Source organism: Gordonia sp. PP30 (genome assembly GCF_023100845.1).
Lineage (GTDB): Bacteria > Actinomycetota > Actinomycetes > Mycobacteriales > Mycobacteriaceae > Gordonia.
Genome location: NZ_CP095864.1, coordinates 3,283,389 through 3,307,195 on the forward strand (window position 1 = coordinate 3,283,389; position 23,807 = coordinate 3,307,195).

A 23,807-nucleotide genomic window follows, 5' to 3' on the forward strand; every position below is an offset into this window, starting at 1 on the left:
AACACCATGTGCCAGCAAGCAACCTGCAAGACCTGCGGCAAGGTCACCTGGCGTGGCTGCGGCCAGCACGTCGACCAGGTGATGCGCGGCGTCCCCGCCTCGCGTCGCTGCCCCGGCCACCCGAAGGAGCCCGGCCGACTGTCCCGGATGTTCGGCGGCCGCTGACCTCGTCTGGGGCTTAACCCGGTCGCGGGTCAGCTCTCGACGACGAGCAACTCCGTACGCACCGACACCGGGTTCTCGACGCGGCCGTACTCGGTGGTGCGCTGCCGGGGGGTGCGGCCGATACCCTCGACGATCTCGTGGAGTTCGGCGACGGTCTTCTCCGAGCCGTGCTGGGAACCGGCCATCCGGGAGATGGTCTCCTCCATCAGCGTGCCGCCGAGGTCGTCCGCACCGCCGCGCAGCATCACCCGGGTGCCCTCGACGCCGAGCTTCACCCAGGACGTCTGGATGTGGTCGATCCGGCCGTGCAGCATGATCCGCGCCAGCGCGTGGACCGCGCGGTTGTCCCGCCGCGTCGGGCCTGGACGGGACGCTCCGGCCAGATACAGCGGGGACGACTGGTGCACGAACGGCAGCGGCACGAATTCGGTGAAACCCCCTGTGCGGTCCTGGATTCCACGCAGCACACGCAGGTGAGCCACCCAGTGACGGGGCGCGTCGACGTGCCCGTACATCATGGTCGAACTCGACCGCAGGCCCACCTCGTGCGCCGTGGTGATCACGTCGATCCACGACGCCGTCGGCAGCTTGCCCTTGGTGAGGATCCAGCGCACCTCGTCGTCGAGGATCTCCGCGGCGGTCCCCGGAATGGTGTCCAGGCCCGCCTCCCGCAATCCGATCAGCCAGTCGCGGATCGACTCGCCGGAGCGGGCGGCGCCGTTGACCACCTCCATCGGGCTGAACGCGTGCACGTGCATCGACGGCACCCGCCGCTTCACCGCCCGGACGATGTCGGCGTACCCGGACGCCGGTAGTTCCGGATCGATCCCGCCCTGCATGCAGACCTCGGTGGCCCCGGCGAGGTGCGCTTCCCACGCCCGGTCGGCCACCTCGTCGGTCGACAGCGTGAACGCATCCTCGTCACCTTTGCGCTGCGCGAAGGCGCAGAACCGGCAGCCCGTGTAGCAGATGTTGGTGAAATTGATGTTGCGGTTCACCACGTAGGTGACATCGTCGCCGTTGACGTCGGCGCGGATCGAATCCGCCAGTGCGGCAAGAGCTTCCAACCCCTCACCGTCAGCGGTCGCCAGGGCCAGGTACTCGTCGTCGGACAGCCCGGCCGGATCGTTCTCCGCGTGCCGCAGGGCGGCGGCCACCTCGGCGTCGAGGCGACCCGGGGCGCGGGCGCCGGGCACCTGCGAGCGGGCCGCACCCGGCTCGCCATCGCCCAGGGCGAGCACTTGCTCACGAATGGTGTCCCAGTCCCCGAACGCGCTCGACAGGTCGCTGCGCGTCTCGGTGCGCCGGCCGTCGACGTCGATCTCGGTGTTCAGGTCGACGCGCCCGGACGACGTCCAGTCCTCGTCCGGTTCCTGCCACGGCCGGCCCTCGGGCTTCACGTCCCGGGCGAGTCCGGTCTCCGGGTCGGCGAGTGCTGCGACGTGGCGGGCGATCCGCGGGTCGATCCACGGTGATCCGGCGAGCACGTACTTCGGTTGTGCCGCGATTCGTTCGGTGAGGGTGAAACCGGCCGACGCGGTGATCTCGGCGAGCGTGTCGAGGTTGGGCCAGGGCCGTTCCGGGTTCACGTGGTCGGGGGTGAGCGGCGAGACGCCGCCCCAGTCATCGATCCCGGCGCCGATCAGCGCGCGGCATTCGGCCTCGGACACCAGGTTCGGCGGCGCCTGGATCCGCATGCCGGGCCCCAGCAGCAGCCGGGCGACGGCGACCGTGGCGAGGAATTCGCTCATCTCCGCATCCGGCGCACCGCGCATGGCGGTGTCCGGCTTGGCGCGGAAATTCTGCACGATCACCTCCTGGATGTGCCCGAACGCCTTGTGCACCTTGCGGATCTCCAGGAGGGAGTCGGCCCGTTCCGCGCGGTTCTCACCGATCCCGACCAGGATCCCGGTAGTGAACGGCACGGCGAGGCGTCCGGCGTCGACCAGGACGCGCTTGCGGACTTCCGGGTCCTTGTCCGGGCTGCCGTAGTGACACTCCCCCTTGTCGGTGAAGAGCCGCCGGGCGGTGGTCTCGAGCATCATGCCCATCGACGGAGCGACCGGCTTGAGCCGATTGATCTCCTCCCAGCCCATCACACCGGGGTTGAGGTGCGGCAGCAGCCCGGTCTCCTCCAGTACCCGGATGGCCGCCGCCCGCACGTAGTCGAGGGTGGAGTCGTAGCCCCGCTCGTCCAGCCACCGCGCGGCCTCGGGCCACCGGTCCTCCGGACGGTCACCAAGGGTGAACAGCGCTTCCTTGCAGCCCAGCTCGGCGCCGCGCCGGGCCACGTCGACCACCTCGTCGAGTTCCATGAACGCGCCGTGACCGTCACGCGCGAGCTTCCCCGGCACGGTGACGAAGGTGCAGTAGTGACAGCGGTCGCGGCACAGCCGGGTGAGCGGGATGAAGACCTTGCGCGAGTAGGTGACCTGCCCGGCGCGACCGTCCGCGGCCAGCCCCGCGTCCCGCACCCGCGCCGCGGCCGCGCACAACTCCTCGAGGTCGTCGCCGCGCGCGGCCAGCAGCACCGCGGCCTCGTCCTGATTGAGGGTGACGCCGTCGCGGGCGCGCCGCAGTGCGCGCCGCATCGCCGAGGGGGCCGGGTCAGCTTCTCCGATCACCTAAGCCAGAGTAGACAGCCCGGCTTCGACACGCTTGTCACCCCTGACTGGCTAGGCCGCTCAGCCGGCGGTGAAGCGGGCGGCGATGGTCGACGGGGCGCCGAGACCGAGGAGGAACAGCAGGATCAGGGGGAGGCCGTCGATCCAGGCCCCGTTGCCGCCGATCCCGGGAATCATCGCGACGATCACCACCACCGCCCACGCGGCGATCGGGGCGAAGCGCCAGCCCGACGAGGTGTACTGCCCGGCGAGCCAGAGGAAGCCGAGGTTGGCCGCGCCGGCGACCACGGCGGTGATCGGGAACGGCACCGGCCCCCACGAGATCATCAGAAACGCGCAGCACAGCATGGCCGTCAGCGCGCTCGCGACGGTCAGGGCGGCGAGTTCCAGCTTCGCGCCGACGGTCACGACAGGCCCTCGAAGAGGTCTGTTTCGACAGTGCCGGGTTCCGGCCGGAGGTCCACACGGAGGAAGTGCTCGACGGGCAGGATCGGCTGAATGATGTCGTTGCTCAGCGCGAACTCCGTGCCCGACGGTGCGACGGTGATCTGAGTGGCGTGGGCGGCCAGCGCCGCCACCTTGGCGTCGTACACCCCGGACACGTCGACGGCGGCGTGGACCTGCTCGTCGGGGTAGCTCGGCAGTTCCCCCGGCTCGGGCCGCCGCCAGCCCTCCGGAACGTCGGCGATCGCGGCCAGGCCGGCGTTCAGCGCCCCGGCCCGGGTCACCGACTCGTACACCTTGAAGCCGTGGCCGAGACGCTGCGCGGCGAGGGGGATCGCCAGGTGGGAGATCTCGTGGACCCGCTTGTGGTCCGGATGGCCGTAGGTGCCGTCGGCGTCGTACGTGACGATCACCTGCGGATCGAAGTCGGCGATCTCGTCGGCGAGCGTCCGCGCGAGCTCATCGGCGGACGCCTGGAACAGCGCGCGCGGGTGCTCGGCCGACGGGGTGCCGGCCATCCCGGAGTCGCGCCAGCGGCCCGCACCGCCGAGGAACCGCGGCGCCAGCGGCTCCCGGCCGGCCGGGGTCAGCGCGGCCAGCGCGGCGGCGAGTTCGCCGATCCGGAACCCGCCGAGCTGATCGGCCTCGGCGGCGACGAGGTGTGCCCAGCGATCCCCGATCACCTCGCCTTCCTCGCCGAGCGTGAAGGTGACGACGCGGACGCCGGCCCCGGCGGCGAGGTAGTGCGCGATGGTGCCACCGGTCATGATCGACTCGTCGTCGGGGTGCGCGTGCAGCACCAACAAGCGACGGTCACCGGCCGACGCACCCTGAACCTCCGGCGACCCACCCTGAGCCTGTCGAAGGGTCGACGTACTGCTCACGACTGACTCCATTTCGCCGCCTCACCGAAGATCCCGACCTGCACCGGACCGGACAGCGGCACCCCGCGCACGTCGTCGGTCACCGCCACGAACACCGTGTCCTGGAAGATCGGCAGGTACACCGCCTGCGCGGCGAGCAGATCCTCGGCCTGACGCAGCGTCGAAGTGGGATCGGACTCGCTCATCGCCTGCGTCGCCAGCGCGATCAGCGCCGGATCACACAGGCCCGAGGTGTTGCCGATGTAGGCATCGGGGGCCGCCTTGCCGGGTGTGCCGCTCGCCGACGGCGCCGGCCGCTCGGCCGTCCCGGTCGGCGTCGGCAGCACACTGTGATCGATCGCCGGATCGGTCTCGGGTTCGACGGTGTGGGCGCCGGCCTCGGTGCCCTGCGGCGGCGCCTGACAGCCCACCTGCGAGGCCAGGGCCGTCGCCGGATCGATGCCCGCCGAGGTCCAGCCGACCACCAGGTCGACGTCGGCGGCCGCCAGGGCGTGCCCGTACAGCTCGGTGTTGGTCATCGGCCGCACCACCGCGCGCACCCCCTGGGCCTGCAGCTGGTCGGCGATGTTCTCGGCGGCCGACATGGTGCGCTGGTCGGTGTTGGTCGCGCCGATCCGGACCACCAGCGGCGCATCGCCCTTCAGGTACGGGGCCACGCCGACGGGCAGCTCCGGCACGTCCTTGTCCGCGCTGGTCGTCGGCGCGGCGGACGTCGACGACGGCGGAGTCACCGACGATGTCGGTGCGTCCGACGGCGCCGGGGTGCGCGGCTCACCGCGCACATACCCGGCGGCGGTCAGCCAGTCGTGCACCTGCGCCGGAGTGGGCCGCGCCCGATCGACCGGGAAGTAGCCGTCGTCCGACGGGAAGTAGACAGTGTTCGCGAAGCGGTCGACGACGTCGTCGCCGGCGGCCGCCGCGGTGATCACGTCGCCGTTCAGCATGCCGAGCACCGCCTGCCGGACGTCGCGGTTCGCCATCTCCGGGGCGCGGGTGTTGAGGTTCACCGTGAGTGCGCGCGCCGACGGCATCCGGTTGCTGCGCACCCCGGGAATCGCCGAGACCTCGGTCGCACTGGAGGTACCCGCGGTCAGCGCCACCACGCTGGTGTCGCCGTTGCGGACGGTCTGCGCCATCTGCGGGAGCGTCCCCGCCCTGCGCAGCACCACCTGGTCGAGTTCGGGCGGCGTGCTCCAGTAGCGGTCGTTGCGGATCAGCCGGACCTCGTCGCGGGCGCGGTCGATCGAATAGATCGAGAACGGTCCGGCGGTGACCGGTTTGCCCTTGTCCATCCCGGTCTGGAATCCGGTCGGATTCGACCGCAGCTTGTGGCTGGGCAGCAGATCGGTGAACAACTCGCGCCAGGCCGGATACTCCTCGTCGAAGGTCACCGTCACCACCTTGCCGCCGCCGGAGGTCTGCACCTTGCTGATCGCGCGGTAACCGGCCGCTCCGACGACGTTCGGCTGGCGCGCCATCTGCTGCCAGAGGTACGCGAAATCGTCGCCCGTCACCGGCAGGCCGTCGGACCACTGGGCGTCGTTCACCAGCTTGTAGGTGACGGTGAACGGCTCGGTGGACGAGACCTCCGCCGAGGTGAGGAGCACCGAATTGAGCCGCCAGTCGATGCCCTCCGGCGTCTGGACGGGCTCGAAGGCGCTGGGCAGCGTCATCGCGGCGATCGCGGTGGTCACCGTGCTCTGGTCGGCGCCCAGGTGCGGGTTGAAACCAGCGCCGATCGAGTCGGTCGCCAGGTAGACGGTGCGCTCGTCGGGATACTCGTTGGGCGTCGGGGTGGGCAGGGTCTCCCGGACCGGGGGCGGCGGATCGGCCATGCAGGCGGTCGCGCTCACCGCGACCATCCCGGCCACCGCCGCGGCGGCGAGGCGGCGCCGCACGCGGCCGCCGCTCATCGCGGCCCCCAGCGGGAATCCCATCCGCACTCCAGTGTTTCTCTCTCAGGCGTTCGCGTCGCGCGCCTTGGCCCGCGAACGCTCGCGGGCACGGGTCGTGCTGTCCAGGTTGACCTTACGCACGCGCACCACCTCGGGCGTCACCTCGACGCACTCGTCGGCGGCACAGAACTCCATCGCGCCCTCGAGATCGAGCTCCATCGGCTTGGCGAGGGTCTCCATCACGTCGGCCGACGACTGCCGCATGTTGGTCAGCTTCTTCTCGCGGGTGACGTTGATGTCGAGGTCCTCCAGTCGGGGGTTGATACCCACCACGTGGCCCTCGTAGGTGTCGTCACCCGGGTCGACGAAGAAGGTGCCGCGGTCGGCGAGCTGGATCATCGCGAACGGGGTGACGCTGCCCGCGCGGTCGGACACCAGCGAACCGGTGTGGCGGGCGCGGATCTCGCCGGCCCACGGCGCGTATTCGAAGAACACGGCGTTGGCGATGCCGGTGCCGCGGGTCTCGGTCATGAAGTCGGTGCGGAAGCCGATCAGGCCGCGCGACGGGACGGTGAACTCCATGCGGACCCAGCCGGTGCCGTGGTTGTTCATCTGGTCCATCCGGCCCTTGCGGGCGGCCAGCAGCTGCGTCACCGCGCCGAGGTACTCCTCGGGGACGTCGACGGTGAGGTGCTCGAACGGCTCGTGCACCTTGCCGTCGACCTTGCGCGTGACCACCTGCGGCTTGCCGACGGTCAGCTCGAAGCCCTCGCGCCGCATCTGCTCGACGAGGATGGCCAGCGCCAGCTCACCGCGGCCCTGCACCTCCCACGCGTCCGGGCGGCCGATGTCCTCGACGCGCAGCGACACGTTGCCGATCAGCTCGCTGTCCAGGCGGTCCTTGACCATGCGGGCGGTGAGCTTGTGGCCCTTCACCCGGCCGGCGAGCGGCGAGGTGTTGGTGCCGACGATCGCCGAGATGGCCGGCTCGTCGACGGTGATGCGCGGCAGCGGCTGCGGGTTGTCGGCGTCGGCGAGGGTGTCACCGATCATGATCTCCGGCATGCCGGCCACGGCCACGATGTCGCCCGCGGTGGCCGACTCGGCCGGGGCGCGGTCGACGCCGATGGTCGCCAGCAATTCGGTGATCTTGGCCTTCTCGATCACCGGCTCGCCGTTGACCTCCCGGCACCAGGCCACCTGCTGGCCCTTGCGCAGGGTGCCGTTGTGGATGCGGACCAGCGCGAGACGGCCCAGGAAGGGCGACGCGTCGAGGTTGGTGACGTGGGCCTGCAGCGGCGCCTCGTCGTCACCCTTGGGGGCCGGGATGTTGTTGATCAGGACGTCGAACAGCGGGTCCAGGTTCTCGCCCAGGGGCACCTCGCCGTTGGCCGGCTGCTCGGTGCTGGCGATGCCTGCGCGGCCCGAGGCGAACAGGACGGGCAGTTCCAGGGCCAGCTCGGCGGCCTGCGCGGCCTCGTCGTCCAGGTCGGACGCCAGGTCGAGGAGGAGGTCCTGCGACTCGGTCACGATCTCGTCGATGCGCGCGTCCGGGCGGTCGGTCTTGTTGACCACCAGGATCACCGGCAGCGACGCGGCGAGCGCCTTGCGGAGCACGAAGCGAGTCTGCGGCAGCGGGCCCTCGGAGGCGTCGACGAGCAGCACCACGCCGTCGACCATCGACAGGCCGCGCTCCACCTCGCCGCCGAAGTCGGCGTGGCCGGGGGTGTCGATCACGTTGATGATGTATTCGGTGCCGTCGGGCTGACGACGATGCACCGCGGTGTTCTTCGCGAGAATGGTGATGCCCTTCTCGCGCTCCAGGTCTCCGGAATCCATCACGCGGTCGACGAGTTCGGCGCGCTCGCCGAACACGCCGGACTGGCGCAGCATCGCGTCGACCAGGGTGGTCTTACCGTGGTCGACGTGCGCCACGATCGCGACGTTGCGGAAGTTGGTGACAGGGCTCACTGAAGGTCTCTCTCGTTACTCTCTAGTTTCCCGCACGCCGGAATCACCCCGGGGGGGCCGCGCGCGGAAAATGAACCTCATCAGGGTACCGGCAAGGGTGCCCGTCGCGCGATTGCACGCAATTCGGGCCCTGCCCCGGGAGTACCCTGGTGGGTATGGGGAAGAAGAAGCCGGACCCGGCGAAGGTCGCGCACCTGAAGCCGAAGAAGAAGTGCTGCAAAAAGCGCACCCGGTGTCTCAAGTGCCCCGTCGTCGTCCACAAGATGCAGCGGCTCGACCTGGACCACCTGTCCAAGAAGGATGCCCGCAAGGCCCTCGAAGCCGCGCGCGTGAACCCCAGCCGACGGGGGCAGTGACCTGGTCTTATCCGGTTTCCGGAGCGGTCGTCACTCGGCCCGGTGGGCTCACCGGCGCCCACGCCCCCGTGTCCGGGGCGCCCGGCCGCCGTTTCCCGTTCTCGTGCCCTCGGCCGACAGGGCCGGAGCGAGAGACTCGGCGAAGAAGCCATCCGGTGCTCGCCCCGGGGCGGGCACCGGGCGTGGCACCGCGAGCCGCACTCCACCCGGACCGGATACGACGAACGTCACACGCGCCGGGTAAGTCCCCGGTGGTGGGAACCGGAGCAGGCTCGGGCCCGGCCGGGATTCCACCGGCCGGGCACCGGTCAACCGGCAAGCCGCGCCCATAGCTCCGCGCCGCCCACTTCGGGCCGCGATACCGCCGACCAGGTCGTCCCACTGCGCCGTCGACCCGAATTCCGAACGCCAGGCCTGAGCCGCCAGCGTGTACCGGTGGAGGTCGTGCTCCGCGGTCGTACCGATCGCCCCGCGTATCTGATGAGCGATCCTGCTCACCGACGCGGCGGCATGAGTCGCGCACGAGCGGGCGACGGCGACGGCGACGGCGAATGGATCGGGCGATCCGTTCGCCGCCGAATCAACGGCGGCAACGGTCGCCGCGTTCGCCAACGCCGACTCCGACGCGGCATCCGCAAGCATGGTGCGCACCGCTTGGAAGCGGCCGATCGACCGTCCGAACTGCTGGCGGGTGGACGCATGATCCACGCAGAGCCCGACCATCCGGTCCAGTGCGCCGCAGATCTGGATCGCCCGGATCAACCCGCCGCGGATAGCCAGCTCCTCCATCGCCTCGGCGTCCACCGGAGGGCCGGACAGCAGTTCCATGTCGAGGTCGACGTCATCGCGCGGTTCGCCCGCCAGATTCGTCTCCGGCCGGATACACACCGAGCCGGCACGCACATCATCGACCAGCCATTGCCCGCCTGATCTCCACGCGACGGTGAGCTGTTCGACATCCCTCGCCCACGGCACCCTACGTGCACAGCCCCGGCTGTCGAGCAGGCATACGGTACGGACCGAGTCATCGGCCGCCCGGCCGGCCTGCCGCAGCAACCAGCCCGCCAGCAGGTCGTTCGAGCTGTCGTTCACCGACGTGCGGGTGCCGGTGAACGATCTCCTCGGCGTCGACAAGTGTCTGCAACTGCACGGCGGCTACGGATACATGACCGAGTATCCGATCGCACGGCTCTACGCCGATGCCCGCGTGACCAGGATCTACGGCGGCACCAGCGAGGTCATGAAGTCGATCGTCGCCAAATCGACGGGCATGTGACGCCGGTCCCCCGCACCTCCCGGGCACTCACCGGCGTGCGACGTGGAGGTGTGGGGAAACCGGATCCGGGTGGCCGCCGGAGCCGGAGAGGAACGCGCGCCGGGCCGTCACGAAGGCCCGGCCGATTCCGGACCGTGCAGGACGCCGAACAACTCCGGCAACCACGCGGTGTCGGCCGGCACCATGCCGGCGCGGGCCGTCAGGTCCGCCAGCCCCGCCGCGTCGACCCATCGCAGGCTCCGGTGTTCGACGGGTCGCGGACTCCCCTCCACCAGGTGCGCCCAGAGCGCGACCAGGGTGAGACCCGGACGCAAGACCACCCGTTCGACCAGTGGCTCGCCCGCGACCACGACGATGTCGAGTTCCTCGCCCAGTTCTCGCACGAGCGCCTCGGCGAGCGTCTCATCGTCGTCGACTTTCCCACCGGGCAACTCCCACAGCCCGGCGAGGTCCGGCGGTGAATCGCGCTGAGCCAGTAGCACTTGCCGGCCGCCGCCGGGAGTCTCGCGGAGCACGGCACCGGCGACGACATAGCGCACGATCACTCCAACCCATCACCGGCGAAGAACCGTTCCAGCCGCGCCGCGTACGGCGCGGGGTCCAGCCCCTCATCCGCCAGCCAGTCCGCGCAGTAGTACTTGTCCACATAACGATCACCGGAATCACAAAGAAGAGCAACCACACTCCCCGTACGACCCGCATCCCGCAACTCGCCCACGATCCGGTACGCCGCCCACAACCCGGTTCCAGTCGACGCACCAGCACGCCGGCCGGTCACCGTCTCCAGATGAGCGATCGCCGCGACAGCAGCGGCATCGGGCACCGACACCATCCGGTCGACCACCGACGGCAAGAAGCTGGGCTCCACCCGCTGACGACCGATCCCCTCGATCCGCGAACCGACCACCGTCCTCACACCAGGATCACCGTCACGCCAGGCCGGGAAGAACGCCGAGTTCTCCGGATCCGCCACACACACCCCGGTCCGCCGTCCCGTGTACGCCAGATACCGCGCGATGGTCGCCGACGTACCACCGGTACCCGCGGTCGCGACGATCCACTCCGGCTCCGGATACCGCTCCAACGCCAACTGCGCGAAGATCGACTCGGCGATGTTGTTGTTCCCCCGCCAATCCGTCGCCCGCTCGGCAAAAGTGAACTGGTCCATGTAGTGCCCGCCGGTCTCCTCGGCCAAACGCTGGGCGACGTCGTAGACCTCACTCGGATCAGCCACCAGATGACACCGACCACCCTCCCGCTCGATCAACGCGATCTTCTGCCTGCTGGTGCTCTCCGCCATCACGGCGATGAACGGCACCCCGATCAACCGAGCGAAGTACGCCTCCGATACCGCAGTCGAACCACTCGACGCCTCGATCACCGGCGCGCCCTCCCGAATCCAGCCATTGCACAACCCGTACAGAAACAACGACCGCGCCAGCCGATGCTTCAACGACCCGGTCGGATGCGTCGACTCGTCCTTCAGATACAGATCGATCCCCCACTCCCGGGGCAGCGGCACCGCGACCAGGTGAGTATCGGCACTCCGGTTCGCCTCGGCTTTGATCCCGTTGACCGCCCGTGCCACCCACATTCGGTGCACGCGGTCATACCGGTTGATGTCGACGGTCATACGCGATTCAGACATGGCACCATTGTCCCGCAGAACAGCGCGAACCTCATCGGCCGATCACCGCCACCTGGGCCGGATCCAGGATCAGCCGGACCCGATCGCCGACGCCCACCGGCGACGACGCCAGCGCGTCGACCTCGGACGTCGCGGTGCGCACCCGGAGCCGGATCCCGGACGGCAGCGCGGCGGCGTGGGTCACCGTGCCGGTCGCTTCCGGCACGCCGCCGTTCGGGGTGGGTTCGGCGCGCAGGGACTCGGGGCGCAGCGCCACCCGGCAGGGCCCGTCGCCGGCGAGGCCGTCGACTCCCGCGGCGGAGACGGAGCCGAACGGAGTGCGCAGTCGGCCGGCGGTGACGTCGGCGTCGAGCAGCAGGGTGGCGCCGAGGAAACCGGCGACCCAGTCGTCGGCGGGACGGCGCCACAGGCGATCCGGCGGGGCCGTCTGGATGATGGCCCCGTCGTGCATCACCGACACATCGTCGGCGATCAAGGCGGCCTCGGCCCGGTCGTGGGTGACGACGACGGCCGGGGTCCGCGCGGCCCGGACGATGTCACCGATGGCGAAGGCCAGTTCCTCGCGGAGGCGGGCGTCGAGAGCGGCGAGCGGTTCGTCGAGCAGCAGCAGCCGCGGCCGCGGCGCGAGGGCCCGGGCCAGGGCGACCCGCTGCGCCTGCCCGCCGGAGAGGTCGGTGACACGCCGGTCACCCGCCCCGGGCAGTTGCACCAGCGCGAGCATCTCGTCGACCCGCTCGGCGATCCGGGCGCGCGGCCACTTGCGCAGCCGCAGTCCGTAGGCGATGTTCTGTGCCACCGTCCGGCCGGAGAACAGCTGCCCGTCCTGGAAGACGACACCGAAGTCGCGCCGGTGCACCGGGACGTGGCGCAGGTCGGCGCCGTCCCAGGTGAGGGTCCCCGCGGCCGGCGGCTCGAGTCCCGCGATGGCGCGCAGCAGCGTCGACTTGCCGCAGCCGGACGGCCCGAGCAGGGCGGTCACCAGGCGGTCGCCGCCGACCGTCCAGTCGAGGCCGTCGATCACGGTGGTGCGGCCGTAGCGGACGGTGATCCCGCGCAGTGCGAGGACACTCATCGGCGGGCCTGTCCCCGGCCCGCCGCCGGGGCGGCGAGCTCGACGAAGAAGATCACGACCGCACTCACGGCCACCAAGAGTACGGAGGCGGCCATCGCGGCGGCGAGGTTGTCGGCGCCGGGGCGGCCCATCAGCGAACCGATCATCACCGGCAGCGTGGTGGTGTCCGCGCGGGCCAGAAAGGTGGTCGCGCCGAACTCACCGATGGCCATGACGAACGCGAAACCGGCTGCGGCGCAGAGGGACCGGGCGATCATCGGCAGATCGACGGTGCAGAACACCCGGACCGGACCGGCACCGAGCACGGCCGCCGCGTCGCGGCGGCGCTGCGGGACCTCGGCCAGCGCCGGCACCAGGATGCCGATCACCACCGGGATCGCGATGAGCGCCTGCACCGCGGGGATCAGCAGCGGCGACATGCCCACCTCGCGCGGCAGATAGGTGGTCAGCACCACGTAGCCGAACCCCAGGGTGACGGCACTGACCCCGAGCGGCAGGATCGACAGTGCCGCACCGGCTTTCGCGACGACATCGCGCCGCCGGGTGATCGCGGCTGCGGCGATCAGCCCGACCGCCACGGCGATCACCGTCGCCCCCAGGGCACTGGTCACCGAGTACCGGACCGAGTCGGTGAGCGACTCGCCCGTCTCCTGACCCGCGAGCACCCGATAGCCGCCCAGCGACCAGACCCCGCCGGGCCGCAGCGACCGGACCACCAGCGACCCGATCGGCACCACCAGCCAGACCACCGCCCAGCCGACCACGGCCAGCACCGGAAGCCAGCCGAGCCCGTGCGGCCGGCGGCGCCGTCCGCCGCGGTCGCTGACCGCCGGGGTCCGCCGCCCGAGGAACCGGGCGAGGATCAGCGCGGCGACCACCAGCAGGATCTGCAGGAACGAGAGCGCCACCGCCTCCGGGATCCGGAAATAGCCGATCCCCTGCTGGTAGATCTCGGTCTCCAGCGTGCGGACCCGGCCGTCACCCAGGATCACGATCACCCCGAAGCTGGTGGAGCAGAACAGGAACACCAGCGCCGCGGCGGCGGCGACGGCGGGTGCCAGCCGCGGTAGCACCACGTCGCGCCAGGCCCGCGGGCCGGATGCCCCCAGACTCCGGGCCGCGGCGATCGCGGCCGGGTCGATCTGCTGCCAGACCGGTGTCACGACGCGCACCACCACGGCGACGTTGAGGAACACATGCGCCAGCAGGATCGCCCGCAGTCCCGAGTCGACGCCGAGACCGTCGAGCAGACCGGTGCCCAGCGCCCGGAAGGCGACGCCGACGACGACCGTCGGCAGCACGAACGGCAGGGTGACGATCACCCGCAGCAACAGCGCGCCGGGAAAGTCGACGGTCGACACCAGCCACACGACGGGTGCCGCGATCACGATGGCGGCCACCGCCGAGGCGGCGGCCTGGCCGACGGTGACGCCGAGCAGCATCCACGCATCGGTGCGTCGCCAGGCCTCGATCGGGGAGACCGCGTCGGCGTCGTGCACGGCCCGGACCACCAGCGCGGCGAGCGGTGCGACGAAGAGCGCACCGACGAAGATCAGCGGGATCAGCGTCCCGCCGGCCGAGGCCGCGCGGGCGGCCGCAACACGACCTAACGCCGGGCGGTGGCGCGCCATTCCTTCAGCCACTGCTCACGGTTCTGGTCGATGTACTCCGGCGTCATGGTCACCGTGTACCGCGGCGCGGGCGCCCGCAGCCGCCAGTCCTGCGGCAGCGGGGTGTCCCGCTGCACCGGGTAGACGTACATCGACGTCGGCAGCGCCGCCTGGACGGCCGGGCTGAGCATCCAGTCGATCACCTTCCGGGCGCCGTCCGGATTGGCGGCGCCGCGGAGCACTCCGACGTACTCCACCTGTGCGAAGCAGCCGGACAGGATCGCGCTGGTCCCCGGCGTCGCCGCGGGCGAACTCGCATACGAGACGACGATCGGCTTGGTGCCGTGGCCCTCGCCGGCGCTGAACAGCTGGTTGTAGGCGATCTCCCAGCCGGACACGATCTGCGCACCGTTGTCGACCAGCGCGCGCCAGTAGTCCGGCGCCTTGTCCTTGTAGGTGCCGATGGTCGCGAGCAGGAAGCTCATCCCGGGCGACGACGTCGCCGGATCGAGCAGCACCGCCTGGTTGGCGTACTTCGGGTCCTTGAGATCGTCCAGGCTGGTCGGCGCGGGCACGCCCTCGCGGTCGTACCAGGCGTCGTCGACGTTGACGCAGACGTCGCCGCGGTCGACGGCCGTGAAGTCGTCCTTGCCCGTGCCGGTCAGCGCGTACTGGTCGGCGCCGCCGGTCGCACGCGGCGACACGTACGACTCCATCGCGCCCGCCGCGATCGGGCGTGCCGCGAAGGTGTTGTCGATGCCGTAGACGACGTCGCCCTTGGGCTTGCCCGCGGACAGCGAGATCACCGAGGAGAGCTGGCCCGCATCGCCCGATTTGACCAGCTTGAGGGTGAGGCCGGTGTCCTTCTGGAAGCCGTCGATCAGACTCTGCGGCAGCTCGAACGAGTCATGGGTGAGGAGCGTCACGGACTTGCCGCCGGAGTCCCCGGTGCACGCGGTGAGGCTGGTCAGCACCACGCAGCCGGCCAGGGCGGCCACCAGGCCGCGGGACAGGTTCTTCACAGGGTCTCCCGTGCTCGGTGCCACCACATCTTGTCGCCCAGCAATCTACCCAGCGCCGCCCCCGGCCGGAAGTGGCGGGTCCATCTCCGTCACATCAGCCGCATTTAATAACAATTTCATCATCAGTCACATCCGTTTCATAGAATCCGGGTTAGACTTGCGCCGCAGACGACTGTCCTTCGACCGTTAGGAATCCATCGTGCGCCTTGCACGTTCGCGCCGCACCCTGCTGGCCGCCGTTTCGCTGACCGCCGCGGTCACCGTCGCCACCCCGGTCGCCCACGCCGAGCCGGCCGCACCGGCCGCCGGTCAGGAGCAGCTGCTGCCGATCCCGGACCTGGCGCACGCCCCCGAGGTGAACCAGCAGGTCCTCGACTCGCTCGGCGCGTTCGCCCCGGCCCTCATCGGCTCGGTCGCCACCCGCGACGTGAACGGCCAGGTGAACACCAAGCTGCTCGACGAGGCGCGCTCGCTCGCCGACAACCCGGCGCTGCCCACCGAGGTCGCCGACACCTGGCGGTCGCTGATCGACTTCCTCGGCGAGCCCGGCAAGGCGGAGGCCGCGAAGATCCACGCCGCCGAGGACGCCAAGGTTCCCGCGGCGAAGAAGAAGGACGACGCCCCGGACATCCCGACCGGCCCGAACAAGCCGCGGATCCAGCAGTTCCTCTACCCGACCATCGGTCTCGGCTGCATGCCGGGCGGCGGCAACTCCGTGGGCATGGCCCTGGTGACCGCCGGCCCGCAGGCCGCACCCGCCCCGGGCCCCAAGCGGGGCCAGGCCGGCGTGGTCTACACCAGCCTCGGCACCGGTCCGGCCCTGAAGAACTCGGCCGCACCGCTGATGATCAGCTGGCTGAACCTGGACACCGGCCGCAGCGGCCAGCAGCGGTTGCTGCCGAACCCGAAGATCAACGCACAGAAGGGCCCCGGCACCTTCACCGCCATCATCAAGACCGGCCGCGGCCGCATCGTCTCCACCATCTCGGGCACGGTGACCACGAAGACCAAGGGCAAGCGCATCGGCTGCGGCATCGCGCCGACGATCGGCATCGCCGTCATCTGACGCCCCACACGACCACGACTCCCGCCCCGGCACGCACCCTGTGCGTCCCGGGGCGTTGTCGTCTCCGCACCGTCGCGAACAGGTCACGGGACGGACTCGGCGACTTGCATTCAAGTCACAAGACTGTTGTTCTTTAACTCTAGAAACTTTAGTAACACTGCTAACAGTCTGTCAGGAGTCAGTCGTGGCCGCTCGTCACCGTCTTGCCGTTCGTTCCGGGCTCATCGCCTGCGCCGCCGCCGTCGGTGCCGCCCTCGCCGTGCCCGCGACGACGCATGCCGAGCCGTCACTGCCTATCCCCGGCGCCACCGGGCTGGACTCGCTGTCGCTGAGCACCATCCCGCTCGACTCCGAGCTCGCCCAGGCGCTGCGCAATCTCAAGGAGAGCGGGGCGGACCAGCAGGCGATCGAGGCGCTCAAGGCCATCCTCAGCGCCGAGGGCAGCCCGGATCTGAGCACGCTGATGCCCGGCGGCGGCACCACTCCCCCGGCCGGTACCCCGACTCCGACCGTCCCGGCGCCGACGACGCCCGCCGAGCCCGCTCCGGTCGCCCCCGCCCCCGCCGCGGCGCACCCGGCCGACGATCCGCTGACCACCGCCGCCACCGGCCTGGAGGTCTTCGAGAAGCTGACCGGCGCCAAGGTGCTCACTCCGGCCTTCGCGCCGTTCTGCGCGACTCCCACCAGCGACAACCCGCTCGGTCTGGTCACCGCCCCGGCCGTCGGCGTGCCCGGCCCGTTCCCCAAGATCATCCCGGGCGAGAGCGTGCAGCAGACCCTGAGCGGCTTCCTCACCGGCCTTGGTCTGGGCACCCTGGCCGACATCCTGGACAAGAACCAGGACCTCACGCAGATCACCGAGGCCCTGAATCAGGACCAGACCGCCTACGCCCTGGTCCCGCCGGCCGGGCACACCGGTGACCGTTTCCAGGTGGCCTGGTTCAACACCGCGACCATGAAGGGCGGCCTGGCCGATCTGAAGCCGATCGACCAGATCACCCAGTCGGAGGCGCTGAAGGCCCTGGTCGGCAAGAACAGCCCGGTGCGCCTGGCGCGCGTCGACACCGGCCAGGGTTCCATCCTGACCGCCGTGTTCGGCACCACCACCAACGCCGGCCGCACCTGCTACTTCCTGCCGGCCGTCGGCATCGTCGACACTCCGGCGACGTAGCCGGCACCCCCGCAGTCCACAGCTCCCCCAGCCGCACAGCGAACAGAGAAGAAGCCCATGACGTCCCGGCATTCCCGTCTGCGCACCACCCTCGTGACGGCCGCCGTCGCGGCCGCTCTCGCGGCCGGCGGTCTCACCGCCGCCCGCGTGGTCGCCGATCCGCAGGTGACCGCGCCGGCCGCCTCGCCCACCGGGCAGACGGCCGGAGCGATCTACGCCAACCAGCCGATCCCGGCCGCCAACCTGCCCGCGGCGGCCGCCTCCGGCCAGCGCTACACGTACTGGACCAACGGGCTCGACGAGCAGCTGCACCTGGCCATCGCCACGATCCTCGAACCGCAGGGCAAGGCGCCCGCCGGCGGCTGGCCGGTGATCGTCAACGCGCCGGCCGGCAACGGCGTCGCCGATACCTGCGCGGCGTCCGCCGATCCGGCCGCCGCCGACCGCGACGCGGTGAACCGGCTGCTCCGCGCCGGCTACGCGGTGCTCACCCCGGACTACGGCTCGATCGGCCAGAACGCGTCGCCGCAGTACGTCGATCATGCGGTGACCGCCCGCAATCTGGTCGATGCGATGCTCGCCGGCGTGGTGGTGGACGGCTCGGTGTCGCCGCGCTGGGCCGTGGTCGGCGACGCCCAGGGCGCCGGCGCCGCGATCACGCTGGCCCGCAAGGCCACCGACTGGCAGGGCCGGAACCTCGACTTCCGGGGCGCCGCCGCGACGAGCATCCCAGCGGGCCTCGACGAGTTGGTCGCCGGCCTGCGTCCGGACTCACCGGCCGTCGCCGACTCGGTGACCGCCGACGTGGTCTACGCGCTCGCTTCCCTGCCCGCCGACAACGTGCAGCCGCTGCTGTCGGCCACCGGCCAGCGATTGGTCACCAAGGCGAAGACGACGTGCGCGCCCGACCTGCGCACCGCGGTGCACGGCATCGCACTGGGCGACCTGGTCACCAAGGCTCTCTCGTCGAGCCCGAAGGTCACCGCGGCGGTACGGCGCTCCCTGGCTCTGCCGTCGAGCGGCTACGACCGCCCGCTGCTGCTCAGCCAGACTCTCCAGGACGACTCCGTGCTCCTGCCGGATGCCCTCCGCTTCCTGGCCGACGCGCAGCTCGCGAGCAACAAGGTGCGCGCCACCAGCTACATGACCGGTGACCAGAAAGACGGGGAACGCCAGGAGCAGGCGGCCGTCAGCGACTTCTTGGGAACGCTGTTCTAGTCGTCCCCCGACACCGGTGAGCGTGGCAGCGTCCGCGTGTGGAAGCAGCGCTCGCGAACGCTGCTTCCGCGCCGACTCGCTGCTACGCGCCCGAATGCGAGCCACGAGATCCGCGACAGGTCACGGCCGGCCGGTCGCGCGAACCCGACGCGCGATCACGCACGACCGCTGACGGCGGGAATCAGACGCTGCGGGCCGAGCCGCGGCACGTGGAGTACTGCGGGTTCACCATCGGGACGAAGGCCATCGCGCCGATCTTCTGGGTGATCGTGAACGACACGTTGCCGCGCCCCGGGTGCAGCACGGCCTGCCAGGTGACCCGGTTCGAGCGGGTCGGCACCCGCACCACGCCGCGCTTGCCCGTGGTGGTGTTGCGCCAGCGCACCGTCGTCTCGGTGGTGTACGTGGTCAGATTCGGCAGGATCGACGGACGCGGGAAGTCGCTGGCGATCAGCTCGATGGCCGGGGCCGGAAGCCCGTCCGACGGGAACGCGACGTGGTTGTACACATCGACCTGGATGCGCAGCGGCGGCCCCGGGAACGGGTCCGCGCTGGGGCAGTGCAGCGTCTTGACGTAGTGGCGCAGTTCGGGATCGGCATGCGCCTGACCGGCGGACACTCCCCCGCCGACGGCCACGGCGGTGAGGGCGAGAGCGGACAGGGCGCGGATCTTCTGCGGGCGCATGTCTAGTGAGTCTGCCAAACACGCGGCACCCGGCGGAACCGATTGGCGCCGACGCGTGTCGGCCTACGATGAACCCCATGGCCGATCTGCACCTCACGATGGACCCCGTCGCCGACCAGCTGATCTCCCGCGATCCGTTCGCGCTGCTGATCGGCGGGCTACTTGACCAGCAGTTTCCCATGGAACGGGCGTTCGCCGGGCCGGTGAAGATCCTCGATCGTTTCGGCTCCCTCGATCCCGCCGCCATCGCCGGCGCCGACCCCGAGTCGTTCGCCGAACTCTGCGCCACGCCCCCGGCGATTCACCGGTACGGCCGCTCCATGGCCGCGCGGATCCAGCAACTCGCGCACGTGATCGTCGACCAGTACGACGGCGATGCCGCCCTGGTATGGACCGGTGCCACCAGCGGCCGTGACCTCGCCCGGCGCCTGGAGGGCCTGCCCGGCTACGGCAAGGCCAAGGTCAAGATGTTCGTCGCCCTGCTCGGCAAACAACTCGGCGTCACCCCGCCCGGCTGGGAGGAGATCGCCGGGGACTTCGCCCAGGACGGATACCGGTCGATCGCCGACGTCGTCGACCCCGAGTCCCTGCTGAAGGTGCGCGAGTACAAGAAGATGAAGAAGGCACAGGCGAAGTAGCACCGGGTAGGATCCCGCGGCATGAGTACTTCCTCGTTGGGCCCCGCGGACGCCGTCAAGCTGCCGATTCGTCTCGGCTTCGCGGCCGCGGGCATCGCGCTCGGCACGGTCGAATCGGCGATCAACGTCGCCCGGATCGCGGTCTCCGGCGTAGAGAGCGAGGTCAACGCCGCCCTCGGCATCTCCGGTGGCAGCGAGGTCGCCGCGCTCGGGGCGCCCATGCAGATCCTGGCACAGGTCGCGGGTCTGCTCGGCCCGGACCGGCCGGTCGGACGCCTGCTCGCGCCGGGCGGTCCCCTCGACCGGCTGAGCCGGCGCGACGGCGTGATCGATCGCCTCACCGCCCCGGACGGCCTGCTGGAGAAGCTGACCGCCAAGGGCGGACTGCTCGACATGATGACCGACGAGAACGGCGCGCTGATGCGCATCGCCGCGAAGGACGGCCCGATCGACCGGCTCACCCGGTCCGGCGGCGTCATCGACCAGTTCACCGAGGAGGACGGCATCCTCGATCGCCTGTCCAAGCCGGGCGGCGCCATCGATCTGCTCACCGACGAGAACGGCGCGCTGATGCGCATCGCCGCCAAGGACGGCCCGCTCGACCGGCTCACCCGGCCGGGCGGCGTGATCGACCAGATCACCGCCAACGAGGGCATGCTGGAACGGCTCACCACCCGGGGCGGCGTGGTCGACAAGCTGACCGCCCCCGACGGCGTGCTGGAGAAGCTGGCCCAGCCGGGCGGCGTGCTCGATCGCGCGGCGAGCGACGACGGCCTCCTGGACCAGCTGGTCGGCGAGGGCGGCGCGCTGGAACAGCTCATCGCCCCCGGCGGTCCGCTCGACAAGTTCGCCGAACTGTCCGACACGCTGTCCGCACTCCCGCCGAACCTCGCCGAGATGCAGGAGACGGTCGATCACCTCAACGAGGTGGTCGAGCTGCTCAACCGCTCGGTGGCACCCATCGGCAGCCTCGCCGATCGGCTGCCCAAGCGACTCACCCGCGGCGCGCCCCGTCAGGTGTCCGCGGCGAACGTCGACAACTACCTGGATTAGCGGGCTCAGCCCGGCTCAGCCCGGCTCAGCCGGCGGGGCGGTCACGATGGTGGTCGGCCCCGGTCCGGGGTCGGCTGCGACTCGCGCCGGGTTCTGAGCCGGCGCGGCCGAGAGCGCGACAACGCGGCGCCGAAGGGCGCACCTGCGGGGCCCGGCACGGATCAACCGGCGGAAAAGGACTCAGCGCGGCTCTCGGGCGGCGGCTCGGGATCGACGCGGCTCGGGCGGCGCTGTGGCGCGGACTCCCGCGCCGGCCGGGTGGGCTTCGACAAGCTCAGCCGGCGGGGGCCCAGCGGGACGCCGGTTACTTCGCGACGCGGCGCAGGCGGAGGTTGGCGAACTCGCCCAGCCCCCACGGTCCGAGTTCGCGGCCGTAGCCGGATGCCTTGACACCGCCGAACGGCAGGCCGGGCAGCGAGGTGCCGTGCTCGTTGACCATCGCCATACCGACGTCCAGGCGGTCGGCGACCGCGCTCGCCCGCTCCACGTCGGTGCTCCACACCGAGCCGGACAGGCCGTAGTCCACATCGTTGGCGAGGTCGACCGCTTGGTCGTCGTCGCTGACCGAGAAGACCATCGCGACCGGCCCGAAGACCTCCTCGCGGTAGGCGTTCATCTCCGGGGTGACGCCGGTGAGCACCGCCGGTGCCATGAACGCACCGGGACGATCGAGCGCCTGGCCGCCCGTGTGCAGGGTCGCGCCCTGGGCGACGGCCTCGGCGACCTGCTGCACCACGGTGTCGCGCGCGGCGACCGACGAGAGCGGGCCGACGCGAGTGGCCGGATCGGTGGGGTCACCGACGGTCATCGACGAGACCGTCTCGGTGAGCGCCGCGACGAAGTCGTCGTACAGGTCCTCGTGGACGATGAACCGCTTGGGCGAGTTACACGCCTGGCCGCAGTTCATCATGCGGCCGGCAGCCGCCCCCGCGGCGGTGGCCGAGACGTCCGGGGTGTCGAGCAGGATGAACGCGTCGCTGCCGCCGAGTTCCAGCACCGACTTCTTCAGGTGCTGCGCCGCGGTCTGCGCGACGGCCGCGCCGGCCCGCCCGCTGCCGGTGAGCGAGACGCCCTGGATACGCTTGTCGGCGATCATCGTCGCCGCTTGCTCATTGGAGGCGTAGACGTTGATGTACGCATCCTTCGGCACGCCGGCGTCGTGCGCGATCTGCTCCATCAGCGCCGACGAGGCCGCGCAGATCGGCGCGTGCTTGAGCACGATCGTGTTGCCCAGCAACAGGTTCGGGGCCGCGAAGCGGGCGACCTGGTAGTACGGGAAGTTCCACGGCATGATTCCGAGCAGCGGGCCGACGGGCTCGCGCGTGACGGTCGACGACGCCGCACCCTGCGGGTCGAGTTCCTCGGTCTCCAGCAGCGCCGGGCCGTGCTCGGCATACCAGTCGTAGATCATCGCGGTGAGCGCGAGTTCGCCCATCCCCTGGTTGATCGGCTTGCCCATCTCGGTGGCGATGACGCCGGCCAGTTCCTGGGCGCGGTCGCGGTAGATCTGCGCGGTGGCCCGCAGCATCCGGACCCGGTCGTCGATCGGAGTGGTCTTCCACTCCCGATATGCCGCGGCCGAGCGGGCGAGGACGTCTTCGACCTCGGCATCGCTCATGGTCGGGAAGGTGCGTTCGATGGTTCCGGTGGCGGGATTCTCGGTGACATAGGTCATAGCAGCGACACTACGCAGAAATCGCCGTACGGACGAGTCCGATGAGCCGATCGGCGTCCTCGACGACGTCGGGCGAGGTGGTGAACGACAGCGTCACCGCGTCACCGATCCCGTGCACCCCGACGGTGAGCGCGTGGGCGGCCGACAGCGCCGGGAAACCGGCCGTGAAGAGGACGGTGCCGCCGCCCAGCGTCAGGTCGGCCGGACCGCGGTGGACCGACGACACCACCGTCGCACCGGCGACCCGTTCGGGAGCCGGTGCCGCCGCGGTCAGACGGGCGGCGAGCGCGCGCAAGACCGGCGGCGCGAGGTCGTCGGCCCACCGCCCGGCCCGCCGGGCGGGTTCACGATCGCGGCTCCGGGCGGCGGCGATCTCCCCGGCGATCGCCTCGGCGCGGCGGCCCCGGTCGGCGATGTGCGGTTGCAGACCGATGGTGACGTTGTGGAAGTCGTTGCGCGCGTGCGACTTTCGCTTGCCGGAACCGCGCCCGACGGTCAGCTCCACCGCCAGACCTGGATCGGCGGTGCCGAGGTAGGCCGGGAGCACGTCGGCGAGGAGGGCCAGCACGGAAGTGGTGACCGACGCACCGTCCCGGGTCAGTCGTGCCGCATCGACGACGACCATGTCGATCCGCCGGCCGGGGCCGGGGACGCGGTTCAGGGCGGTGGCGGCCATCGCGGGCGCGCCGTCGCCGCCGCGGCTGGTCAGGCCCCAGGCCACGAGACCGGTCGCGAGCGCCGCGGTCAGTCGCGGAGGAACGGCGGCCGCGCCGGTCAGCATCGACAACGATCCCGGTGCGCGCAGGGAGGGCCGCGGCGCCGCCGGTGGCGGTCCGCCGCCGAGCAGCGCCCGGGCCAGCGCGGCCGCGCCCCGGCCGTCGGCGAGCACGTGGGACACCTGCAACACCAGCACCCAGACCGGCCCCGCCGCCCGCGGAGCTCCGGTCACCGGGCCGTACAGGTGAACCCGCCACATGCTCGCGGTCGCGTCCAGCGGATCGGTCAGCAGAAGGGCCACCGCCGCACGGACCGCCGCCCAGGTGCGCGGACCGTCGTCGAAGCGGATCTGCGCGGGCCCGATCGAGGCGACGCCCCACCGGGGAGCGGCGAGGTCGTGCGGCGCGGGAGCCACCCGGCGGTGCAGCGCCTCGAGGGAGGCCGCCCGGGTCCGAAGCTCGGATTCGATCGACGTGGGAGTCGTATCCGGCTGCGCGGCAAAGCAATAGAGCAAGTACTGGTCCGTCGCGGCCTGCCTCGACCGCCAGAACATCGCCGCGTCGGCGGGCGCGAGGGAAGTCATCAGACTCCCCGATTCCAGTACCTTACGGCGCGGT

The 23,807-nt window shown here is 71.0% G+C and carries 21 protein-coding genes and 1 pseudogene; 8 read left to right on the forward strand and 14 right to left on the reverse strand.

What is annotated here, in order from left to right:
* The first annotated feature begins 6 nt into the window (after positions 1-6).
* Positions 7-165: a DUF8730 family Cys-rich protein gene (locus MYK68_RS15170; protein WP_247864551.1), complete on the forward strand. Its 159-nt coding sequence runs from the start codon at positions 7-9 to the stop codon at positions 163-165.
* 29 nt (positions 166-194) lie between these two features.
* Here the strand turns inward: MYK68_RS15170 and MYK68_RS15175 are convergent, their stop codons facing one another.
* The 5 genes from MYK68_RS15175 to typA form a co-directional block, all read right to left on the reverse strand.
* A complete protein-coding gene (locus tag MYK68_RS15175; RefSeq protein WP_247868068.1) occupies positions 195-2,756 on the reverse strand; it encodes a bifunctional FO biosynthesis protein CofGH in 2,562 nt (853 codons plus the stop codon).
* Positions 2,757-2,849: 93 nt separating this feature from the next.
* Positions 2,850-3,197 (reverse strand): hypothetical protein, encoded by a 348-nt coding sequence (locus tag MYK68_RS15180; RefSeq protein WP_247864553.1) that lies wholly within the window; start codon positions 3,195-3,197, stop codon positions 2,850-2,852.
* Positions 3,194-4,000 (reverse strand): N-acetyl-1-D-myo-inositol-2-amino-2-deoxy-alpha-D-glucopyranoside deacetylase, encoded by an 807-nt coding sequence (mshB, locus tag MYK68_RS15185; protein ID WP_247868069.1) that lies wholly within the window; start codon positions 3,998-4,000, stop codon positions 3,194-3,196. The genes MYK68_RS15180 and mshB overlap by 4 nt, the downstream gene beginning before the upstream one ends.
* Before the next feature lie 113 nt (positions 4,001-4,113).
* Positions 4,114-6,054 (reverse strand): ABC transporter family substrate-binding protein, encoded by a 1,941-nt coding sequence (locus tag MYK68_RS15190; RefSeq protein ID WP_247864554.1) that lies wholly within the window; start codon positions 6,052-6,054, stop codon positions 4,114-4,116.
* Positions 6,055-6,075: 21 nt separating this feature from the next.
* Positions 6,076-7,983: a translational GTPase TypA gene (typA, locus tag MYK68_RS15195; protein ID WP_247864556.1), complete on the reverse strand. Its 1,908-nt coding sequence runs from the start codon at positions 7,981-7,983 to the stop codon at positions 6,076-6,078.
* 155 nt (positions 7,984-8,138) lie between these two features.
* Here typA and MYK68_RS15200 point away from each other — a divergent pair, with 155 nt between their 5' ends.
* Complete coding sequence (locus MYK68_RS15200) at positions 8,139-8,339, forward strand: hypothetical protein (RefSeq protein ID WP_247864557.1); 201 nt, start codon at positions 8,139-8,141, stop codon at positions 8,337-8,339.
* A 48-nt stretch (positions 8,340-8,387) separates the two neighbouring features.
* Here MYK68_RS15200 and MYK68_RS15205 read toward each other — a convergent pair whose 3' ends face one another.
* Complete coding sequence (locus MYK68_RS15205; RefSeq protein WP_247864559.1) at positions 8,388-9,431, reverse strand: acyl-CoA dehydrogenase family protein; 1,044 nt, start codon at positions 9,429-9,431, stop codon at positions 8,388-8,390.
* 34 nt (positions 9,432-9,465) lie between these two features.
* On the opposite strand from MYK68_RS15205, the pseudogene MYK68_RS15210 reads away from it, so the two are divergent.
* Positions 9,466-9,615 (forward strand): annotated as a pseudogene (locus MYK68_RS15210) (acyl-CoA dehydrogenase family protein); the annotation flags it as partial.
* Between the two features lie 107 nt (positions 9,616-9,722).
* Here the strand turns inward: MYK68_RS15210 and MYK68_RS15215 are convergent.
* From MYK68_RS15215 to MYK68_RS15235, 5 genes are read right to left on the reverse strand one after another with little or no spacing between them, the layout of a single operon-like run.
* Positions 9,723-10,154: a (deoxy)nucleoside triphosphate pyrophosphohydrolase gene (locus tag MYK68_RS15215; RefSeq protein ID WP_247864561.1), complete on the reverse strand. Its 432-nt coding sequence runs from the start codon at positions 10,152-10,154 to the stop codon at positions 9,723-9,725.
* Positions 10,155-10,156: 2 nt separating this feature from the next.
* Entirely contained in the window at positions 10,157-11,263 is a 1,107-nt protein-coding gene (locus MYK68_RS15220) for a PLP-dependent cysteine synthase family protein (protein WP_283255226.1), read from the reverse strand.
* A 31-nt stretch (positions 11,264-11,294) separates the two neighbouring features.
* The gene (locus MYK68_RS15225; protein WP_247864562.1) at positions 11,295-12,335 is read right to left on the reverse strand and encodes an ABC transporter ATP-binding protein; all 1,041 of its coding nucleotides are present in this window, start codon (positions 12,333-12,335) and stop codon (positions 11,295-11,297) included.
* Complete coding sequence (locus MYK68_RS15230) at positions 12,332-13,966, reverse strand: ABC transporter permease (RefSeq protein WP_247868071.1); 1,635 nt, start codon at positions 13,964-13,966, stop codon at positions 12,332-12,334. Before MYK68_RS15230 ends, MYK68_RS15225 begins: the two co-directional genes overlap by 4 nt.
* Positions 13,942-14,967 carry a thiamine ABC transporter substrate-binding protein gene (locus tag MYK68_RS15235; RefSeq protein ID WP_247864563.1) on the reverse strand — a complete coding sequence of 342 codons (1,026 nt, stop codon included), beginning with the start codon at positions 14,965-14,967 and terminating at the stop codon, positions 13,942-13,944. Before MYK68_RS15235 ends, MYK68_RS15230 begins: the two co-directional genes overlap by 25 nt.
* A gap of 199 nt (positions 14,968-15,166) precedes the next feature.
* On the opposite strand from MYK68_RS15235, the gene MYK68_RS15240 reads away from it, so the two are divergent.
* From MYK68_RS15240 to MYK68_RS15250, 3 genes are all read left to right on the forward strand, one after another.
* Positions 15,167-16,033, forward strand: a complete 867-nt coding sequence (locus MYK68_RS15240; RefSeq protein WP_247864565.1) for an Rv1157c family protein — start codon at positions 15,167-15,169, stop codon at positions 16,031-16,033.
* Positions 16,034-16,217: 184 nt separating this feature from the next.
* Positions 16,218-17,204: a hypothetical protein gene (locus MYK68_RS15245; protein ID WP_247864567.1), complete on the forward strand. Its 987-nt coding sequence runs from the start codon at positions 16,218-16,220 to the stop codon at positions 17,202-17,204.
* Positions 17,205-17,261: 57 nt separating this feature from the next.
* Positions 17,262-18,422, forward strand: coding sequence for an alpha/beta hydrolase (locus MYK68_RS15250; RefSeq protein ID WP_247864568.1), 1,161 nt, complete (start codon positions 17,262-17,264; stop codon positions 18,420-18,422).
* 181 nt (positions 18,423-18,603) lie between these two features.
* Here the strand turns inward: MYK68_RS15250 and MYK68_RS15255 are convergent, their stop codons facing one another.
* Positions 18,604-19,107, reverse strand: coding sequence for a hypothetical protein (locus tag MYK68_RS15255; protein WP_247864570.1), 504 nt, complete (start codon positions 19,105-19,107; stop codon positions 18,604-18,606).
* A gap of 77 nt (positions 19,108-19,184) precedes the next feature.
* On the opposite strand from MYK68_RS15255, the gene MYK68_RS15260 reads away from it, so the two are divergent.
* Both MYK68_RS15260 and MYK68_RS15265 read left to right on the forward strand, forming a co-directional pair.
* Entirely contained in the window at positions 19,185-19,745 is a 561-nt protein-coding gene (locus MYK68_RS15260; protein ID WP_247864571.1) for an HhH-GPD-type base excision DNA repair protein, read from the forward strand.
* Positions 19,746-19,766: 21 nt separating this feature from the next.
* Positions 19,767-20,798 carry a hypothetical protein gene (locus tag MYK68_RS15265; protein WP_247864572.1) on the forward strand — a complete coding sequence of 344 codons (1,032 nt, stop codon included), beginning with the start codon at positions 19,767-19,769 and terminating at the stop codon, positions 20,796-20,798.
* A 304-nt stretch (positions 20,799-21,102) separates the two neighbouring features.
* Here the strand turns inward: MYK68_RS15265 and MYK68_RS15270 are convergent, their stop codons facing one another.
* Positions 21,103-22,473: an NAD-dependent succinate-semialdehyde dehydrogenase gene (locus tag MYK68_RS15270; RefSeq protein WP_247864573.1), complete on the reverse strand. Its 1,371-nt coding sequence runs from the start codon at positions 22,471-22,473 to the stop codon at positions 21,103-21,105.
* 10 nt (positions 22,474-22,483) lie between these two features.
* The gene (locus MYK68_RS15275) at positions 22,484-23,773 is read right to left on the reverse strand and encodes a WS/DGAT domain-containing protein (protein WP_247864574.1); all 1,290 of its coding nucleotides are present in this window, start codon (positions 23,771-23,773) and stop codon (positions 22,484-22,486) included.
* Positions 23,774-23,807 lie beyond the last annotated feature (34 nt).

Bases quoted from the DNA above. Each gene is read 5' to 3' on its own strand.
- mshB (WP_247868069.1), bottom strand. From the start codon at position 4,000: ATGACCGGTGGCACCATCGCGCACTACCTCGCCGCCGGGGCCGGCGTC.
- MYK68_RS15175 (WP_247868068.1), bottom strand. From the start codon at position 2,756: ATGCGGCGCGCACTGCGGCGCGCCCGCGACGGCGTCACCCTCAATCAG.
- MYK68_RS15190 (WP_247864554.1), bottom strand. From the start codon at position 6,054: ATGGGATTCCCGCTGGGGGCCGCGATGAGCGGCGGCCGCGTGCGGCGC.
- MYK68_RS15265 (WP_247864572.1), top strand. From the start codon at position 19,767: ATGAGTACTTCCTCGTTGGGCCCCGCGGACGCCGTCAAGCTGCCGATT.
- MYK68_RS15200 (WP_247864557.1), top strand. From the start codon at position 8,139: ATGGGGAAGAAGAAGCCGGACCCGGCGAAGGTCGCGCACCTGAAGCCG.
- MYK68_RS15260 (WP_247864571.1), top strand. From the start codon at position 19,185: ATGGCCGATCTGCACCTCACGATGGACCCCGTCGCCGACCAGCTGATC.
- MYK68_RS15255 (WP_247864570.1), bottom strand. From the start codon at position 19,107: ATGCGCCCGCAGAAGATCCGCGCCCTGTCCGCTCTCGCCCTCACCGCC.
- MYK68_RS15225 (WP_247864562.1), bottom strand. From the start codon at position 12,335: ATGAGTGTCCTCGCACTGCGCGGGATCACCGTCCGCTACGGCCGCACC.
- MYK68_RS15270 (WP_247864573.1), bottom strand. From the start codon at position 22,473: ATGACCTATGTCACCGAGAATCCCGCCACCGGAACCATCGAACGCACC.
- MYK68_RS15220 (WP_283255226.1), bottom strand. From the start codon at position 11,263: ATGTCTGAATCGCGTATGACCGTCGACATCAACCGGTATGACCGCGTG.
- MYK68_RS15250 (WP_247864568.1), top strand. From the start codon at position 17,262: ATGACGTCCCGGCATTCCCGTCTGCGCACCACCCTCGTGACGGCCGCC.
- MYK68_RS15230 (WP_247868071.1), bottom strand. From the start codon at position 13,966: ATGGCGCGCCACCGCCCGGCGTTAGGTCGTGTTGCGGCCGCCCGCGCG.
- MYK68_RS15275 (WP_247864574.1), bottom strand. From the start codon at position 23,773: ATGACTTCCCTCGCGCCCGCCGACGCGGCGATGTTCTGGCGGTCGAGG.
- MYK68_RS15170 (WP_247864551.1), top strand. From the start codon at position 7: ATGTGCCAGCAAGCAACCTGCAAGACCTGCGGCAAGGTCACCTGGCGT.